The sequence below is a fragment of the Rhodococcus sp. AB351 genome (assembly GCF_049538275.1).
Classification (GTDB): Bacteria; Actinomycetota; Actinomycetes; order Mycobacteriales; family Mycobacteriaceae; genus Rhodococcus.
In genome coordinates, this window is record NZ_JBMVFW010000001.1 from 972,613 (window position 1) to 990,625 (window position 18,013).

Below are 18,013 nucleotides of genomic sequence, written 5' to 3' on the forward strand. Positions count from 1 at the left end.
AAGTGACCGCCACCCGGGACGACGTCGACCACGTCGTCGACGTGCGCGGAGTCCACAAGTCGCTCGGCGCACTCGAAGTTCTCAAAGGCATCGACCTGCAGCTGCGCAAGGGCACGGTCACCGTGATCCTCGGACCGTCCGGCTCCGGGAAATCCACCCTCCTGCGCACCCTCAACCACCTCGAGAAGGTCGACCGCGGCACCGTCCGCATCGACGGTGAACTCATCGGCTACAAACGGCGCGGAAACAAGCTGCACGAGTTGCGTGCCCGCGACATCCTCCGCCAGCGCTCCCGCATCGGCTTCGTCTTCCAGAACTTCAACCTGTTCCCGCACCTGACCGCACTCGAGAACGTCGTCGAGGCGCCGGTATCGGCGCAGGGGCGCGACCGGGCGGAGGTCGAGGCCGAGGCTCGCGCCCTGCTCGACCGTGTCGGTGTGGGCGACAAACTGCACGACTATCCGAAACAGTTGTCCGGCGGCCAACAGCAGCGCGTCGCGATCGCGCGGGCCCTGGCCCTGCGACCCGCCGTGATCCTCTTCGACGAACCCACCTCGGCTCTCGACCCCGAACTCGTCGGCGAGGTTCTCGCCGTCATCCGCGACCTCGCCGGCGACGGCGCGACCCTCGTGATCGTCACGCACGAGATCGGTTTCGCCCGTGAGGTCGCCGACACCGTCGTCTTCATGGACGGCGGCGTCATCGTCGAACAGGGACCACCCCACGTGGTCCTCGACAACCCGCAGCAGGAACGCACCGCGTCGTTCCTGTCTCGCGTTCTCTGATTCCCCCTCCCCACCACAGCATTCGAGAAGGTAACGATGTTCGCTTCCTCCCCCCGGGTCCGCCTGCTGACCTCGGCCCTGACCGCCGTCGCTCTCCTGGGCGCCGCGGCCTGCAGTTCCGACGCAGAGGCCGGTACCGACACCGACGCCACGGCGGCCGGCTACAACCTCACCGCGGACCAGAACCGCATCACCACCGACCCGGTGGAGGAGATCGCCGCGAAGGTTCCCCAGGAGATCCGCGACCGCGGCACGCTCGTCGTCACCGGCAACGCCGGTACGGTGCCGCCGTTGCGCTTCTACGCCGACGACGACACCACGATCATCGGATCCGAGACCGACTTCGCCCATCTCATCGGCGATGTTCTCGACCTCGACATCGAACTCACCGCCGCGGACTGGGCCCAGAACTTCGTCCGCGTCGACTCGGGTGAGGCCGACGTGTTCATCTCCAACGTCACCGTCACCGAGGAACGCAAGGAGAAGTACGACTTCGCCACCTACCGCCTCGACAGCCTCGCCGTCGAGGTCGGCAAGGACAGCGGCATCACCTTCGACGGACCCGAGGACATCGCAGGCCTGACGATCGGCGTCGGCTCCGGAACGAACCAGGAGGCACTGCTCGTCGAGTGGAACGAACAGAACGTCGCCGCCGGACTCGAACCTGCCGAGATCCTGTACTACCAGAACGCCGTCGACTACTACCTCGCGCTCGGTTCCGGCCGTATCGACGCGTACGTCGGCCCGAATCCGACGTCTGCCTTCCACGCGCTGCAGTCCGGTGAGACCGAGGTGGCCGGCACGTTCTCGGGAGCCGGTCTCGACCTGCAGGGTGAGATCGCGGTACTGACGAAGAAGGACAACGGCCTGATCCAGGCGATCAACGAGGCGATCAACCACGTCATCGAGAACGGCACGTACGCACAGGTTCTCGATCGGTGGGGCATCAGCAGCGAAGCGATCGAGGTCTCGCGGATCAACCCGCCCGGCCTGCCCAAGACCTCCTAGGCCCGAAACGACAGGAAGACAGCATGACTCGCGTCAGCAGACTCGTCGACGTCGTGGTGGTCGGTGGCGGTGTCATCGGTTCCGCAGCGGCGTGGCGACTCGCCGCACGTGGCCGCACGGTGGTCCTGCTCGAACAGTTCGAGCAGGGGCACCACCGCGGTGCCTCCCACGGCAGCTCCCGCATCTACCGGCAGGCCTACGACGGGCAGTTCTACACCGCGCTCGCCGCTCGTGCCCTACCGCTCTGGCGGCGGCTCGAGGAGACCACGGGCAGCCGGGTCCTCGAGCTCACCGGCGCCGTCGACCACGGGCTGCCCGCGGCCGTCCACGCCAAGGCGACGGCGCTGTATCAGCTCGGTATCGCGCACAGTGTCCTCACACCGGCCGAGGCGCAGCGCCGTTGGCCCGGCATCAGATTCGACACCACGGTGCTGCACCACCCCGACGCCGGTCGGTTGCATGCCGACCGTTCGGTGGCGGCGCTGCAGCAGGCCGCCGCGCAGGCCGGCGCGGACGTCCGGCACACCACCCCGGCCCGCACCGTCCGCGAGACCGATCGCGGCGTCGAGATCGTGCTCGACACCGAGGTGATCACCGCGAGGCACGTCGTCGTTGCGGCGGGAGCGTGGACGCGCACCGTCCTCGACGGGTTGACCGGAGGTACGGCACCCCACCTCCCTGCCCTGCGCACGACACAGGAGCAACCGGCGCACTTCGTCCCGCTCACCGACGCACAGTGGCCGAGCTTCGTCCACCATCGCGGCGCCGAACTCGACGGGGAGGGCATCTACGGTCTCGGTTCCGTCGACGGCATCAAGATCGGCGAACACGGCACCGGTCCGCAGGTCGAACCGGACAGTCGCAGTTTCGTGGCGGATCCGGACGGTGTGCGCCGGCTCGTCGGCTACGCGCGCACGTGGCTGCCGGGCGTCGACGCCGGGAGCGTACGGGTGGACACCTGCCTGTACACGACGACGCCGGACTCGAACTTCGTCGTCGACCGAGCAGGCGCCGTCACCGTCGCCGCCGGATTCTCCGGTCACGGATTCAAATTCGCGCCCACCATCGGGGAACTCGTCGCCGATCTCGCCGACGGCACCGCCACGAGCCCGGAACCGTTCCGATTCGGCGCGCGACAACCGGCGGTGGTCTCGTGAGCGGGACCCGAAGGCTCGAGGTCAGGGCGGTGCGTCAGGACGATCCTCTCGCAGCACCGCTGCTCGAGGAACTCGCGGTCGAGTACAGCACCCGCTACGAGCATTCCTTCGAGGAACAGTACGAGAGTCTCCTCGGCTACCCGGAGGATCGGTTCGCGCCGCCCGACGGTGCCCTGCTCGTCCTCGTCGAGGACGGAGTACCCGTCGCGGGTGGTGCCTTCCAGCGCTACGACGAGAACACCGCCGAACTCAAACGGATCTGGACGTCGAAGGACCATCGACGTCGCGGTCTCGGCCGCATCGTGGTCGCCGAACTCGAAGCCGAGGCGCTGCGTCGCGGATACACCCGCATCTACCTGACCACGGGGTGGCGGCAACCCGAGGCCGTCGCGCTGTATCTCGCGGCCGGATACACCGCCCTGTTCGACTCCCGGCGACCCGCCGAGGAGATCGGTCCGCATCCCTTCGAGAAGTTCCTGGTCGGAAAGGCGGTCTCCGCATGAAGTTCCTGCTGCTCAGTCTCATCACCCACCATCCCGATCCCGTGACGGGAGAATGGCTCTCGCCGTCCGAACGCATCCGGGAAGTCGTCGACACCGCCGTGCTCGCCGAACAACTCGGATTCGAAGGATTCGCGGTGGGGGAGCGGCACGAGAAGCCGTTCCTCGCGTCGTCACCTCCGGTCGTCCTGGCCAACATCGCGGCGCGGACCAGCGCGCTCGAATTGTGGACCGGTGTCACGACGCTGAGCCTGCTCGACCCCGTCCGCGCGTTCGAGGACTACTCCACGCTCGACAATCTGTCGGGTGGGCGCCTGCAGCTCATGATCGGCAAGGGCAACGGCACTGCTCAGGCCGACCTGTTCCACGTCACCCCCGAAGACCAGTGGGACCGCAACCGGGAAGGGTACGAACTGTTCCGGGCTCTGTGGGAGAACGAGACGGTCACCTGGGAGGGGCGATTCCGGCCGTCGCTCACCGATGCCGTCACCGTGCCCCGGCCGCTGCAGCAGAGCCTGACCATCTGGCACGGCAGCGCCACCAGCCGCGAATCCGTCGATCTCGCAGCCCGATACGGTGATCCGATCTTCTCTGCCAACGTCACCAACCCGATCGAGCCGTACGCCGAGCTCATCGACCACTACCGGGAACGGTGGGCCGCCTACGGTCACGATCCCGCCGAGGCGCGGGTGGGAGCGGGGGCGGCGGGACTGTACGTCGCCCGCACCTCGCAGGAAGCGATCGACGCCTACCGTCCCCAGTTCGAGCAACGGCTCGAATTCGCTCGCGAGAACGGACTTCCCGTCGTCTTCGAGACCATCGAGGACTTCGTCGAGCGCAGTTCCGCACTCGTCGGCAGCCCGCAGCAGGTGATCGACAAGGTGCTCCGCTACCGCGAGCGTTTAGGCCACGAGGTCATGCACGTGACCGCCGACCGCGGCGGGTTCTCCGTGGCCGAGCAACGTGCGAGTCTCGAACTGTTCCAGGCGGAGGTCGCGCCTGAATTGCGCGCGGCGATCCCGCACCGCGATGCAGTCACCGTCTGAGACCACTGCCCCGGGAACCGTTTCGATCGCAGTGAAAAAAACGGTGTGCCCGATCCTCGAGGCTCCGTAACCTCGGGAAACGAACCATCCAGAGCTGCCGAGATTCGCGCTGACATCCCGTCCCATCAGGGACGACATTCCACCCCCCGCCTGCCCGGCGGCATCCGCACGGTGATGCTGCCGGCGCCCTGTCCAGATCACGGAGCCCGTCGTTGTCCATCTCGTCCTCCTCCGCGTCCCGGTTCGTCGTCACGGCCGCCGCCACCGCCGTACTGGGCGCAGCGCTGACCGCCTGCGGAACCGGTGCCGCGACGAACTCGGAGCCCACCGGCGACCCGCAGCCCGGCGGCACCCTGCGGTACGGGTTGTCGGTCCCACCGACCTGCGCCGATCCCGCGCAGGCCGCCAGCAACCAGACCATCTACGTCGCCCGGCAGGTCGTCGACTCGCTCACCGACCAGGACCCTGCCACCGGCGAGATCGTGCCCTGGCTCGCGGAGAGCTGGGAATCGAACGCCGACGGCACGCAGTTCACCTTCCGGTTGAAGGAGGGTGTGACCTTCAGCGACGGCACCTCGCTGACCGCCGAGTCCGTGAGGAAGAACTTCGACGCGATCGTGAACACCCTCGGCGGGGTGAAGGCGCCGCAGGCCGTCGGATATCTCGCGGGATATGCCGGTACCACGGTCGTCGACGACCGCACTGCACAGGTGAACTTCTCCGTGCCGAACGCGCCGTTCCTGCAGGCCACCGCAAGTCATCAGCTCGGCCTGCTCTCGGAAGCCGACACGGAGAAGAGCGCGGAGGAGCGCTGCGCCGGTGATCTGTCGGGCACCGGCCCGTTCGTCTACGAGGACTACCAGCAGGACAGGTCCGCCACCCTCGTCAAACGCGCGGGTTACTCGTGGGGATCGGAGGCCTTCGACCACGACGGTGAGGCCTACCTCGACCGGATCGAGTTCACGATCGTCCCCGAATCCGGTGTCCGCACCGGATCGCTCGCCTCCGGTCAGCTCGACGCCATCTCCGACGCGTTGCCGCAGGACGCCCCGCAGATCGAAGGGGCCGGGGGCCGCATCCTGACCACCCCGAACCCGGGTATCCCGTTCGGCTTCCAACCCAACGTGAGCCGCGGCGTCCTCATCGACCCGGCCGTGCGCAGCGCGATCGTCCCGGCGATCAACCGGCAGGAACTGGTCGACACGGTCCTCGGACCGGACTTCCGCCCCGCGACCAGCACCCTCGCGTCCGCGACCCCCGGTTACGTCGAACTCGCCGACGTCACCTACGACCCGGCGAAGGCCGAGCAGATCCTCGACGAGGCCGGCTGGGTGCCCGGACCCGACGGCATCCGCGTCAAGGACGGGCAGCGCCTGAGCTTCCCGGTGCTGTTCAGCTCGGTGTTCGCCGGCAACCAGGCCATCCTCGAACTGGTGCAGCAGCAGCTACGCGCGGTGGGCATCGACCTGCAGCTCGACCTCGTCTCCACCCCGGAGAACACCGCACGCCAGAACGCCGGCGACTACGAGGCGTCCTACTACAACAGCACCCGCGCCGACGGTGACATCCTGCGCACCGCTTTCGGTCTGGACGGCCGCAACATCAACCAGCGCGGTCCTCTCCCCGAATTGGACGAGGTGCTGAACCGGCAGCTGTCCACGACCGACCCCGCCGCACGCGCCGAGCTCATCGGTCGCGCACAGCAGCTCGTCCTCGACAACGGCCTGTGGATCCCCACGGTCGAACTGTCGCAGGCGATCGGCGCCGGACCGAACGTCGCCGACCTGAAGTTCGAGGCGTCGGCGCGACTGCAGTTCTTCGACACCTGGCTGAGCGAGTAGACCATGCTGCGCTATCTCGGTTTCCGTGTGCTCCAGGCCGTCGGGGTGCTGTGGGCGGCGTTCACGGTGTCGTTCGCGGTCCTGTTCCTGTTGCCTTCCGATCCGGTCTCCATCGCCGCCGGCGCCGACGCCGGAACACCGGTCGACGCCGCCGCGATCGAACAGCTCCAGGCGCGGTACGGACTCGACCAGCCGGTCGCGGTGCAGTACTGGAACGCGCTGAGCAACGCGGTCCGAGGTGATTTCGGCATGTCCATCTCGACCGGGCAGCAGGTGACCGACGCGATCGCCGCGGCCCTGCCGAGCACCCTCGTCCTGGCGGGCACCGCACTGGTGTTCGCCCTGGTGTTCGGCACGGCGGTCGCCGTCCTCGCGACCTACACGCGGGTCCACTGGTTCCGCAGCCTGCTGTTCTCGCTACCCCCGCTGGGGGTGGCCGTGCCGACCTTCTGGGTGGGACTGATCCTGTTGCAGCTGTTTTCGTTCCGGCTGCGGTGGTTCCCGGCCTTCGGGGATCAGGGCATCGAACACGTGATCCTGCCCGCGATCACCCTGGCACTGCCGACCGGTGCGGTGATCGCCCAGGTCCTCGCGACCAGCCTGCAGACGACCTGGCGGCAGCCGTTCATCGAAGCGGCACGCGCGAAAGGCGCGTCCCGCCTGCGCATCCAGACGCGTCACGCGCTGAAGCTGTCGAGCATCCCCGCCTTCACGATCGCCGGTGTCATCGTCGGCAATCTGCTCGCGGGATCCGTGGTGGTCGAGACGGTCTTCTCCCGGGCCGGTATCGGACGTCTGACCCAGATGTCGGTGATGGCGCAGGACATTCCGGTGGTGCTCGGCATCGTCGTGTTCTCGTCCACCGTCTTCGTGCTCGTCAACCTCGCCGTCGACCTGCTCTATCCCCTCATCGACCCGCGGATCACCCACGGCATCGACCGGGGTGGTGCCGCCGCGTCGATCGAGGACGACCCGACCCACGACGACACTCTCCTGGAGGCCGAGGCACGTGTCTGACACCCTCGTCCGCGAAGCGCTGCCGGCGACGTCGTTGCCGGAATCACGCTCGCGCAGAAGAAACCGGATCGCGTCCGTAGCGACAGGGGTGCGACGCAACGCCGTGCTCGTCGTGTCGTCGATCGTGCTGCTCCTCGCGGTGGGCTTCGCGCTGTTCCCGTCGCTTTTCGCGTCGGGCGACCCGCTGCAGGGGGTGCCCGCCGAGAAGCTGCAGGGACCGAGCGCCGCACACTGGTTCGGCACCGACAATCTCGGCCGCGACGTGTACACGCGGGTCGTGCACGGAGCCGGCCTGTCGCTCACCGCGACGCTCGTCGCGGTCGGCATCGCCCTCGTGGTCGGCTCGCTGATCGGGTTGCTGTCCGGCGCGGTCGGCGGTGCCCTCGACGCGACACTCATGCGCCTCGTCGACGTCCTGCTCTCCATCCCCGCGCTGCTCCTGTCCCTCGCCCTGGTCACGGCCCTCGGCTTCGGCACGATGAACGTCGCGATCGCCGTCGGTGTGAGCCTCGTGGCGAACTTCGCGCGCGTCATGCGCTCCGAAGTGCTGCGGGTACGCAAGGCACTCTACGTCGAAGCAGCGTTCGCGTGCGGCGTCCGGTGGCACACCGTGCTGCGCCGGCACGTGCTGCGCAACTCGTACGCGCCCGTCGCGGCCCTCGCCGCCGTCGAATTCGGTATGGCCGTGCTGGCCGTGTCGTCGCTGAGCTTCCTCGGATTCGGTGCCGTGCCACCGACACCCGAATGGGGGTCGCTGATCTCGGAAGGCCGCAACTATCTCGCCGCGGCCTGGTGGATGACGACCCTTCCGGGCCTCGTCATCGTCGCCGTCGTGCTCTCGGCCCACCGCATCGGCCACGCCCTCGAGGACAGGAGCGCACGATGAGCCTCCTCGAAGTGCGCGACCTGCAGGTCGCGTACGGATCGCCGCGCGAACCGGTCGTCGCGGTGAACGGTGTCGATCTCACCGTCGGTCGCGGCGAGGTCGTCGCGGTGGTCGGCGAGTCGGGATCGGGCAAGTCCACCACCGCGCACGCGATCATCGGATTGCTCGCAGGTACCGGACGCGTCACGGCCGGATCGGTGACCTTCGACGGCACATCGTTGAACGACCTGTCCGAGCGCGCGTTCGAACGCCTCCGCGGCGCCCGCATCGGATTCGTGCCGCAGGACCCGACGACCTCCCTCAACCCCGTCATCCGCATCGGCGACCAGATCGCCGAGGTGCTGCGCATCCACGGTCTCGCCGACCGGCGCACCGCGCGGATCGAGGCGCTGCGCATCCTCGAGGAGGCCGGGCTCGACGACCCGCAGCTGCGCGCGAAGCAGTACCCGCAGGAACTGTCCGGCGGTCAGCGGCAACGGGTGCTCATCGGTATCGCCCTCGCCTGCCGGCCCGACCTCGTCATCGCCGACGAACCGACGAGCGCACTCGACGTGACGGTGCAGCGCCGCATCCTCGACCACCTCGACGCGCGGATCGCCGAGACCGGCACCGCAGTACTGCTCATCACCCACGACCTGGGCGTCGCGGCGGATCGCGCCGACCGCATCGTCGTCATGCAGAGCGGCCGGGTCGTCGAGACCGGACCGGCGGCGCAGGTCCTCACCGACCCGCAACACGAGTACACGCGCTCGCTCATCGCGGCAGCGCCGAGCCTCGCGGAACCGGCCGTGCGACCTGCGCTGCGAGATGCCGCTCCGATCCTGTCGGTGTCGAAGGTGTCGAAGACTTTCCGCATCGACCGGAAGTCCTCGCTGCACGCCGTGCGCGATGTGTCCTTCGATGTTCCCCGCGGCGGCACTCTCTCGCTGGTGGGGGAGTCGGGTTCCGGCAAGTCCACGGTCTCGCGCATCGCGATCCGGCTCGAGACCCCCACTGCCGGGACGGTCCGGTTCGACGGTGACGACATCACCGCGCTCGGTGGCCGTGCGCTGCGGGCACTGCGGCGTCGTGTACAGATCGTGCACCAGAATCCCTACGCCTCGCTCGACCCGAAACTGAGGATCCGCGACATCGTCGCCGAACCCCTCGAGGCGTTCGGTGTCGGCACGAGAGCCGAACGTGCCGAGCACGTCGCCCGCCTCCTCGATCAGGTGGCGTTGTCGACGGCACATCTGGACCGCAGACCCGCCGAACTGTCCGGTGGGCAGCGGCAACGCGTGGCCATCGCACGGGCCATCGCCCTGAACCCCGAGCTGCTCGTCCTCGACGAACCCGTCTCGGCGCTCGACGTGTCGGTCCAGGCGCAGATCCTCGACCTGCTCACCTCGCTGCAGAGCGAACTCGGGATCGGTTACCTGTTCATCTCGCACGACCTCGCCGTCGTCCGGCAGATCAGCGACACTGTCGCCGTGATGCGCGCCGGCCGGGTCGTCGAATACGGCTCCACCGCAGAAATTTTCGACAACCCCCAACACGAGTACACGCAGACGTTGCTCGAGGCCATCCCCGGGAAGGTCCATCATGTCCGATAGTTCAGAATTGTTGCTGGCCGTCGACTTCGCCGGCACCGGCATCCATCCCTCGTCCTGGCGACGTGACGATTCGCGCGCCGAGGAACTGTTCACCCCCCGCCATTGGGCCGACCTCGTGGGTGCCGCAGATCGTGCCGGCGTCGACTTCGCGTTCTTCCCCGACACCTTCGGTGTCGTCTCGGACGCGACCACGGTGCGGGGCCGTCTCGAAGCCGTCGGCCTCGCGGCGCGCCTGACCACCGCCACCTCCCGCATCGGTCTGATCCCGACGGCCACCGTCACCTACACAGAGCCGTTCCATGTCGCCAAGGCGATCCAGACGATCGACCACACCACGCTCGGTCGCGCCGGGTGGGAGGTCGCGGTGACACCGGGCGCCGTGGAGTTGTTCGGCTGCAAGGACGAGCAGGACACCGCGTCGCTGTGGGCCGAAGCGCACGAGGCCGCCGAGGTCGCGGCACGGTTGTGGGACAGCTGGGAGGACGACGCCGAGATCCGCGACGTCGCCACCGGTCGCTTCATCGATCGCGACAAGGTCCACTACATCGACTTCGTCGGCGAGTACTTCTCCGTCAAGGGCTCGTCGATCGTGCCGCGATCCCCACAAGGACAACCGCTGGTCGCGGTGACGGTGACCGGTGACGAATCCCTCGAATTCGCCGCGCATCGAGCGGATCTCGTGCGTATTCGTGCCACGGACCTGTCTGCAGCCTCCGAACGTGCAGGCCGCATCCGGGCGGAAGCGGGCGACCGGCGAATCTTCGTGCTGCTCGACATCGACGTCCTGCTCGGCGACGACGCCGCCGCGGATCTCGCGCAGCTCGAGGCGTGGGCGGGGGAGCCGTACCGCTCCGACACGCTCGTCCATGTCGGTACATCCGAGTACCTGATCGAACTGCTCGGCGACGCAACGGGTGTGGACGGGGTGACCCTGCGGCCGCTCGCTCTGCCGTCCACCCTCCGCCGCCTCGTCGAGAACGTGCTGCCCGTCGTCCGCCCCGAGGTCGCACCCACCACCGGAACCCTTCGCGACCGGCTCGGTCTGCCCCGTCCCGCCAACCGCTTCGCGGCTGCTCACTGAAGGAACGATCATCGTGTCTCGCAACACTGTTCGCAAGCAGATTCATCTCGCCGCGCACTTCCCCGGTGTCAACAACACCACGGTGTGGGCCGACCCCGAGTCGAAGAGCCAGATCGACTTCTCGTCGTTCCTGCACCTCGCCCGCACCGCCGAACGCGGCAGGTTCGACTTCTTCTTCCTCGCCGAAGGACTCCGGCTGCGTGAGCACCGCGGCCGCATCCACGACCTCGACGTCGTGGGGCGCCCCGACACCCTCACGGTGCTCGAGGCCCTCGCCGGTGCCACCACCCACCTCGGCCTGGCCGGCACCATCAACACGACCTTCAACGAGCCGTACGAACTGGCCAAGCAGTTCGCGACCCTCGACCACCTCTCGGACGGTCGCGCCGCATGGAACCTCGTCACCTCGTCGGATGCGTTCACCGGCGAGAACTTCCGTCGTGGTGGTTTCCTCGAGCACTCGCAGCGGTACGTCCGTGCCGCCGAGGTCGTCGACGTGGTGCGGGAACTGTGGGACGGCTGGTCCGCCCGCGGTCCCGTGATCGACCGTGAGGCCGGGATCTTCGCTCCCGACGGCGACATCGCGTCGTTCGACATCCACACCACCCAGTTCGACATCGCGGGTCGCTTCGAGGTGCCGCGCAGTCCCCAGGGGCATCCCGTCCTCCTGCAGGCCGGCGACTCCGAGGAGGGTCGTGAGTTCGGTGCTGCCAAGGCCGACGCCATCTTCAGCCGGCACGGCACCCTCGAGGAGGGCCGCGCGTTCTACACCGACGTCAAGAACCGCCTCGCGAAGTACGGACGCAGTTGGGGCGAGCTGAAGATCCTGCCCGCCGCGACCTTCGTCCTCGGCGACACCGAAGCCGAAGCGCACGAGCGGGCCCGGCACATCCGTCTGCAACAGGTCGGTCCGCGGACGGCCATCGCCTTCCTCGAACAGGTGTGGGGCAAGGACCTGTCGTCGTACGACCCGGACGGCCCGCTGCCGGACGTCGACCCCGAGGACAACGTCACCATCACGCGCGGACGCGTGCGCCACGCCAAGGATCCGCTCGCCGTCGCCCGGCAGTGGAAGGAGAAGGCGGACGCCGAGAACCTGAGCATCCGCGAACTCATCATCGAGGTCACCGCACGCCAGCAGTTCATCGGAACGCCCCAGCAGGTCGCCGACGAGATCGACCTGTACGTGCAGACCGACGCCAGCGACGGGTTCATCCTCGTCCCACACCTCACCCCCGGCGGCCTCGACGAATTCGTCGACAGGGTCGTCCCGCTGCTGCAGGAACGCGGCAGTTTCCGCACCGAATACGACAGCACCACCCTGCGCGGCCACCTCGGCCTGCGCGACCCGCACACCGTCACCGAAGGAGCCCGCGCGTCATGACCGCAACACTCGATCAGTTCGTCGACGAATGGCAGCGGTGGCATGCCGAGCGCAACGACGGCCTGCGGCAGCCGCTCGGCTGGCTGAGCCTGACCGCCCTGCACTGGCTCGACGAGACCCCCACCTCCTTCGACGAAGCGCCGGGACGGTGGCACGTCGACGGCGGATCGGTGGTCCACGAACTCGACGGTGAGACAACCACCTACGAGCCGGTCGAGGGTGCGCCCGGTCTCGAAGCGGAGTTCGACCGCGGCTTCGTCGAGATCATCCGGCGCACCGGACGATTCGGGATCCGCATCCACGACCGCACGGCACCGGCGCTCGCGTCGTTCACCGGTGTCCCGGCCTATGAACCCGACGCGTCCTGGGTACTGACCGGCCGGTTCGAGGCATTCGACGAACAGCAGGTCGTGACGACCGGTGCCGTCGTCGACGGACTCGAACACCACCACCCGGCGGCGGGTGTGGTCCGGTTCGGATACGACGGTGGCGACCACGAACTCGTCGCCTTCGGTGAAGCCGGCGGTCCGTTGCGGATCCTGTTCACCGACGCGACTTCGGGGGTGACGACCTATCCGGCGGCGCGGATCCTGCAGGTCGAGGCGCCGGCCGAGGACGGGACGGTCACGCTCGACTTCACCCGCGCCGCGAACCTGCCGTGCGCGTTCACCGACGCGGCGACGTGCCCGATCGCGCCGCCGCAGAACCGTCTTCCGTTCGCCGTCGAAGCCGGTGAACGTACTCCGCGTGTCGGGGAGTCGTCGTGAACGCGGTGAATCCGGTCCCGCTGTCCGTGCTGGACCTCTCGCCCGTCAGCGAGGGGTCCTCGGTGCCGGAGGCGCTGCGCAACACCGTCGACCTGGCGCGCCACGTCGAAGCGTGGGGGTACAAGAGGTACTGGGTCGCCGAGCACCACTTCGTCGCCGTCGCCTCGTCGGCACCCGACGTGCTCATCGGCGCGATCGCCGCCGCGACCCGCACCATCCGCGTCGGTGCCGCCGCGGTTCAGCTCGGACACAACACCGCGATCGGCGTCGTCGAATCCTTCGGCACCCTCGACGCCCTGTACCCGGGACGCATCGATCTCGGTCTCGGCAGGTCGGGGCAGCGGCGAGCGGAGACGTTGGCGGGTGCGGCTCCCGAACCCGCACCGCGGGCGACGGAGATCCGCGACGGACTGATCATCCCGCCGCCCTTCTCGCCGGCGAAGCTGTTGTCGTCGTCCCGGTTGGCGGCGAGCTTCGGGATCCTGCAGCAACCCGGCGCGCAGTCGCCCGACTTCGCGCAGCAGGTCGAGGACATCCTCGCCTTCCTGGACGGCACCTACACGGCGCCGGACGGAACGGATCTGCACGCCAGCCCGGGGGAGGGCGCCGACTTCGAACTGTGGGTGTTCGGTTCGAGTGCCGGACCGTCGGCGGAACTCGCGGGTCGCCTGGGGTTGCCGTTCGGTGCGAACTACCACGTCAGTCCGGGCACGACGGTCGAGGCGGTCGAGGCGTACCGGGCGGCGTTCCGTCCGTCGTCGATCCTGAGGAAGCCGTACGTGGTGGTCTCGGCCGACGCGGTGGTCGCCGACGACGACGCCACCGCACGCGAGTTGGCGTCGACCTACGGGCACTGGACGCACAGCATCCGCTCGGGTCACGGCGCGATCCCGTACCCGAACCCGGACACCACCCCGCCGCTGACCGATGAGGAGCGCGCCCTCGTCGACGACCGCATCGTCACCCAGTTCGTGGGGTCGCCGAGCACGGTGGCGGAGCGCCTCGACACCCTCCGCCGAGTGACGGACGCCGACGAACTCGTCGTAACCTCGGTCACCCACGGCCACGAGGACCGCCTGCGTTCCTACGAACTCCTGGCCCGCGAATGGGGATTGGCGCGGGTCCGCGCCGCGTGATCGTCCATCGAGGGGGAGGTGGTGTGCGTTTTCCTGGCCGGAGACGCACACAACCTCCCCTTCGATCGTCAGGCAGGGGCTCCCGCGCGACGGAGAGCGCGTCGAACCCGTTCGACGAGGACGTCCGGTCGTCGATAGAGCAGGTCGGCGCCGACACGGATGACCGTCCAGCCCAACTCGGCCAGGATCGTGTAGCGATCGATGTCGCGAGTGCGCTGGTCGGCGTCGGCCCAGTGGTGGACGCCGTCGTACTCCACCAGCACACGCCATTCCTTCCAGCCCATATCAGCCCGCGCCACGAAGTCGAGTCCGTCGAACACCTCGACCTGGGTCTCGGGTCGCGGCAGCCCGGATCGGAGCAGCAGCAACCGCGTATGGGTTTCCGGCGGCGACGCGGCGCCACCGTCGACGAGCTCGAGGAGACGGGGGACGGACGCGAGTCCTCGTGCACCCTTGTTGCGAGCCGCGACTGCTTCGATCTCGGCGACCTTCAGGCCGGTGGCATTGCACAGGGCGTCGAGGACCTCGACCCGTCTATCGTTGCGTCGCGCGAGGTCGAATCCCGTCCGGGCCGGGGTGGTGACCACCATCCCGTCGACCACGCACGTCTCGAGATCGGCCGCCTTCCGCACGACGATCCCGGGCACCGAGCGGACGTGGTCGGAGCGCGCGAGTTCGGCTGGGGCAGAGGAGTCCAACCATCGCGTGCCGTGCACGGCCGCCGCGGACATCCCGACGAGTGCGCCGCGCGAACCCGACCACAGCCACGCCGCTTTCGCACGCAGGAGAGCGGTGGGACGTACCGCCGGATCGACGTAGACGTCTCGGTGGAGGCGGACGAACTTGTGCCGCAGCGCGTGTCTGGTCACGAGTCCCACAGCGACGGCCTGCGTGCCGACGAACGGCTGCTCGAAGTCGATCACGATGTCAGGGTGCATCGTCCCGCGTCCTCGAACGCCCCCGCACGCCTGGTTATCCACAGGACCGAGGGCTCCGGAGGTCAATCGAAGGGGCGGTTGTGTGCGTCGAAACCCCGAATGACGCACACAACCTCCCCTTCGATCGCATGGGCGGTGGGCATACTCGGGGACATCGGAAACGTGAACGGTCGGAGGAATCTGTGGCTCAGGGTGTGAAGTTGGGGTACAAGGCGTCGGCGGAGCAGTTCGGTCCGCGCGAGCTGGTCGAGTTGGGCGTGCTCGCCGAGGCGCACGGGATGGATTCGGCGACGGTGTCGGATCATTTCCAGCCGTGGCGGCACAACGGTGGGCACGCCCCGTTCTCGTTGGCGTGGATGACCGCCGTCGGCGAGCGCACCGAACGGCTGCAGCTCGGGACCTCGGTGTTGACCCCGACCTTCCGGTACAACCCGGCGGTGATCGCGCAGGCCTTCGCCACGATGGGATGCCTGTATCCGGGGCGGATCTTCCTCGGTGTCGGCACCGGCGAGGCGCTCAACGAGATCGCCACCGGCTATGCCGGCCAGTGGCCGGAGTTCAAGGAACGCTTCGCGCGGCTGCGCGAGTCGGTGCGGTTGATGCGCGAGCTGTGGCGCGGGGACCGGGTGGATTTCGAGGGCGAGTACTACACCACCAAGGGCGCGTCGATCTACGACGTGCCCGAGGGCGGGATTCCGGTCTATGTCGCTGCCGGTGGCCCGGTGGTGGCCCGGTATGCGGGTCGGGCGGGGGACGGGTTCATCTGCACTTCGGGTAAGGGCATGGAGCTCTACACCGACAAGCTGCTGCCGGCGGTGGCGGAGGGTGCGGAGAAGGCGGAGCGGGATGTCGCCGGGATCGACAAGATGATCGAGATCAAGATCTCGTACGACACCGACCCGGACAGGGCGCTGGAGAACACCCGGTTCTGGGCGCCGTTGTCGTTGACGCCGGAGCAGAAGCATTCCATCGATGATCCGATGGAGATGGAAGCAGCGGCCGATGCGTTGCCGATCGAGCAGGTCGCCAAGCGGTGGATCGTGGCGTCGGATCCGGACGAGGCGGTCGAGAAGGTGAAGTCGTATGTCGATGCCGGGTTGAATCATCTGGTGTTCCATGCGCCGGGTCATGATCAGAAGCGGTTCCTGGAACTGTTCGAGCGCGACCTCGCGCCGAGGCTCCGCGCACTCGCCTGACATCCGACATACAAGGTGCCGCTTCTCCGCGACGGAGGAGCGGCACCTTTTCTGGTCGACGAGCGATGTCGATGTTGTTTCACAACGGAACAGCCACGGGGCTCGGTGCCCTCCTACGTTTGTTCCGACGCGGTGGCAACCGTCACACACTCTGCCCGCCACCGCCGGACATCACAGCTCGGACGAGGCACACGCCGACCCCGATCCGAATCGACCCCAACGAGGCACCGTGATCACCGACAAATCTGCATCGACCATGCCGCAGTCAGAAGCGAAACCGGAGATGAACCCCCGCCGCGCATCGATCGCCGCGCTCCTCGGAGGGGCACTGGAGTACTACGACTTCTTCGTCTACGGTGCTGCCGCTGCGCTCGTCTTCAACGTGTTGTTCTTCCCGGGCGGCAACCCCACCGTCGCCCTCATCGCATCCTTCGCCACCTTCGCCGTGGGTTACGTGGCACGGCCGGTGGGCGCCGTCGTCATGGGTCACTTCGGTGACCGGCTCGGCCGCAAACGCGTCATGCTCGCCACCGTCGTCCTGATGGGCGTCGCGTCCTTCGTCATCGGATGTCTTCCCACCTACGAGCAGGTGGGCGTCCTCGCACCGATCCTGCTCGTGGCGATGCGTGTCCTGCAGGGCTTCTCGGCGGGCGCCGAATCGGCCGGGGCGTCGACGTTGACCGTCGAACATTCGCCGGTGGGCCGCCGTGGTTTCTTCACCAGTTTCGTGATGGTCGGCTACGCCGTGGGCTGCTCACTCGCGACCGTCGTCTTCGTGCCCGTCTCGCTCCTTCCCGATGACGCGCTCTACAGCTGGGGCTGGCGGATCCCGTTCTGGCTCAGCGCAGTTGTCGTCGTCGTGACCTACTACGTCCGCAACCACCTGGACGAGACGCCGACCTTCACCGAGGTGAAGGAGGAGAGCGTCGTCCGCAAGCTCCCCCTCGGCGACGTGTTCAAGTTCCACTGGCGCTCGGTGATCCGGGTGGCCGGCGCGTCCCTGATGGCATCGGTGCAGACCCTCTTCGCCGTGTTCAGCCTGTCGTACGCCACCTCGGTGGGTGTCGAACACAGCGTGATGCTCACCGTCATCTCCGTCTCCATCGCGCTGTCGATGTTCACGATCCCCGCGGCCGGCTACCTCTCCGACATCATCGGCCGCAAGCCGACCATGCTGATCGCCTCCGTCGGCTGCGCGGTGAGCCTCGCCGGATATCTGTGGGCGATCTCGACGACGAACATCCTGCTGATCTCCGTCACGGCGTTCGTGAACATGTCGCTGTTCTTCAGCTGCTACAACGGCGTGTGGACGTCCTTCTTCGCCGAACAGTTCCCCGCGACCGTCCGCTTCACGGGCATGGCCGTGAGCAATCAGCTCGGCAACCTGCTGGCCGGTTTCTCGCCGATGGTCGCCGCGCTGATCCTGCTCCCCGGCGCGACGGGCTGGCTTTCGGTCGCGATCTTCGGTGCGGTCGCGTGCGGCATCGCCGGTGTCGCGGTCCTCGGGCTGCGTGAGACGGCGAAGACCCCGACCGACCTGCTCGGACTGTCGGCCGACGCCGAACCGGTGGAGGTCGTGGCGGACGCCGAGCAACCCGACGCCCCGCGCGTGCTGCAGACCCTGTCCTGAGTTCCCGCGACTCCACATGCCCGGCCGGACACCTCCGGCCGGGCATGTG

The 18,013-nt window shown here is 68.1% G+C and carries 16 protein-coding genes; 15 read left to right on the top strand and 1 reads right to left on the bottom strand.

Annotated elements, in window-relative coordinates; translation table 11 throughout:
* Nucleotides 1-2 precede the first annotated feature (2 nt).
* From ACPCXD_RS04435 to ACPCXD_RS04495, 13 genes are all read left to right on the top strand, one after another.
* Nucleotides 3-785, top strand: coding sequence for an amino acid ABC transporter ATP-binding protein (locus ACPCXD_RS04435; RefSeq protein WP_423658869.1), 783 nt, complete (start codon nt 3-5; stop codon nt 783-785).
* A gap of 36 nt (nt 786-821) precedes the next feature.
* Nucleotides 822-1,793 (top strand): transporter substrate-binding domain-containing protein, encoded by a 972-nt coding sequence (locus ACPCXD_RS04440; protein ID WP_160876767.1) that lies wholly within the window; start codon nt 822-824, stop codon nt 1,791-1,793.
* A gap of 23 nt (nt 1,794-1,816) precedes the next feature.
* Entirely contained in the window at nt 1,817-2,950 is a 1,134-nt protein-coding gene (locus tag ACPCXD_RS04445; protein WP_423658589.1) for an FAD-dependent oxidoreductase, read from the top strand.
* Nucleotides 2,947-3,453, top strand: coding sequence for a GNAT family N-acetyltransferase (locus ACPCXD_RS04450; RefSeq protein WP_160876763.1), 507 nt, complete (start codon nt 2,947-2,949; stop codon nt 3,451-3,453). Before ACPCXD_RS04445 ends, ACPCXD_RS04450 begins: the two co-directional genes overlap by 4 nt.
* The gene (locus ACPCXD_RS04455) at nt 3,450-4,496 is read left to right on the top strand and encodes an LLM class flavin-dependent oxidoreductase (RefSeq protein ID WP_423658591.1); all 1,047 of its coding nucleotides are present in this window, start codon (nt 3,450-3,452) and stop codon (nt 4,494-4,496) included. The genes ACPCXD_RS04450 and ACPCXD_RS04455 overlap by 4 nt, the downstream gene beginning before the upstream one ends.
* Nucleotides 4,497-4,708: 212 nt before the next feature.
* Nucleotides 4,709-6,337, top strand: coding sequence for an ABC transporter substrate-binding protein (locus tag ACPCXD_RS04460; protein ID WP_160876759.1), 1,629 nt, complete (start codon nt 4,709-4,711; stop codon nt 6,335-6,337).
* 3 nt (nt 6,338-6,340) lie between these two features.
* Entirely contained in the window at nt 6,341-7,354 is a 1,014-nt protein-coding gene (locus ACPCXD_RS04465) for an ABC transporter permease subunit (protein WP_160876757.1), read from the top strand.
* The gene (locus ACPCXD_RS04470) at nt 7,347-8,240 is read left to right on the top strand and encodes an ABC transporter permease (protein WP_419957101.1); all 894 of its coding nucleotides are present in this window, start codon (nt 7,347-7,349) and stop codon (nt 8,238-8,240) included. The genes ACPCXD_RS04465 and ACPCXD_RS04470 overlap by 8 nt, the downstream gene beginning before the upstream one ends.
* On the top strand, nt 8,237-9,832 hold the full coding sequence (locus ACPCXD_RS04475) for a dipeptide ABC transporter ATP-binding protein (RefSeq protein ID WP_423658594.1): 1,596 nt from the start codon (nt 8,237-8,239) through the stop codon (nt 9,830-9,832). Before ACPCXD_RS04470 ends, ACPCXD_RS04475 begins: the two co-directional genes overlap by 4 nt.
* The gene (locus ACPCXD_RS04480) at nt 9,822-10,913 is read left to right on the top strand and encodes an LLM class flavin-dependent oxidoreductase (protein ID WP_423658596.1); all 1,092 of its coding nucleotides are present in this window, start codon (nt 9,822-9,824) and stop codon (nt 10,911-10,913) included. The genes ACPCXD_RS04475 and ACPCXD_RS04480 overlap by 11 nt, the downstream gene beginning before the upstream one ends.
* Nucleotides 10,914-10,926: 13 nt before the next feature.
* Nucleotides 10,927-12,297 carry an NtaA/DmoA family FMN-dependent monooxygenase gene (locus tag ACPCXD_RS04485; protein ID WP_106201411.1) on the top strand — a complete coding sequence of 457 codons (1,371 nt, stop codon included), beginning with the start codon at nt 10,927-10,929 and terminating at the stop codon, nt 12,295-12,297.
* Complete coding sequence (locus ACPCXD_RS04490; protein ID WP_230823238.1) at nt 12,294-13,064, top strand: DUF1684 domain-containing protein; 771 nt, start codon at nt 12,294-12,296, stop codon at nt 13,062-13,064. The genes ACPCXD_RS04485 and ACPCXD_RS04490 overlap by 4 nt, the downstream gene beginning before the upstream one ends.
* Nucleotides 13,061-14,200 carry an LLM class flavin-dependent oxidoreductase gene (locus ACPCXD_RS04495; protein WP_326599764.1) on the top strand — a complete coding sequence of 380 codons (1,140 nt, stop codon included), beginning with the start codon at nt 13,061-13,063 and terminating at the stop codon, nt 14,198-14,200. The genes ACPCXD_RS04490 and ACPCXD_RS04495 overlap by 4 nt, the downstream gene beginning before the upstream one ends.
* Nucleotides 14,201-14,268: 68 nt before the next feature.
* On the opposite strand, the gene ACPCXD_RS04500 is transcribed toward ACPCXD_RS04495, so the two are convergent.
* Nucleotides 14,269-15,123 carry an endonuclease domain-containing protein gene (locus tag ACPCXD_RS04500; RefSeq protein WP_423658871.1) on the bottom strand — a complete coding sequence of 285 codons (855 nt, stop codon included), beginning with the start codon at nt 15,121-15,123 and terminating at the stop codon, nt 14,269-14,271.
* A 197-nt stretch (nt 15,124-15,320) separates the two neighbouring features.
* On the opposite strand from ACPCXD_RS04500, the gene fgd reads away from it, so the two are divergent.
* The gene (gene fgd / locus ACPCXD_RS04505; RefSeq protein WP_423658598.1) at nt 15,321-16,334 is read left to right on the top strand and encodes a glucose-6-phosphate dehydrogenase (coenzyme-F420); all 1,014 of its coding nucleotides are present in this window, start codon (nt 15,321-15,323) and stop codon (nt 16,332-16,334) included.
* Between the two features lie 256 nt (nt 16,335-16,590).
* On the top strand, nt 16,591-17,964 hold the full coding sequence (locus ACPCXD_RS04510) for an MFS transporter (RefSeq protein WP_423658599.1): 1,374 nt from the start codon (nt 16,591-16,593) through the stop codon (nt 17,962-17,964).
* The last annotated feature ends 49 nt before the right edge of the window (nt 17,965-18,013 follow it).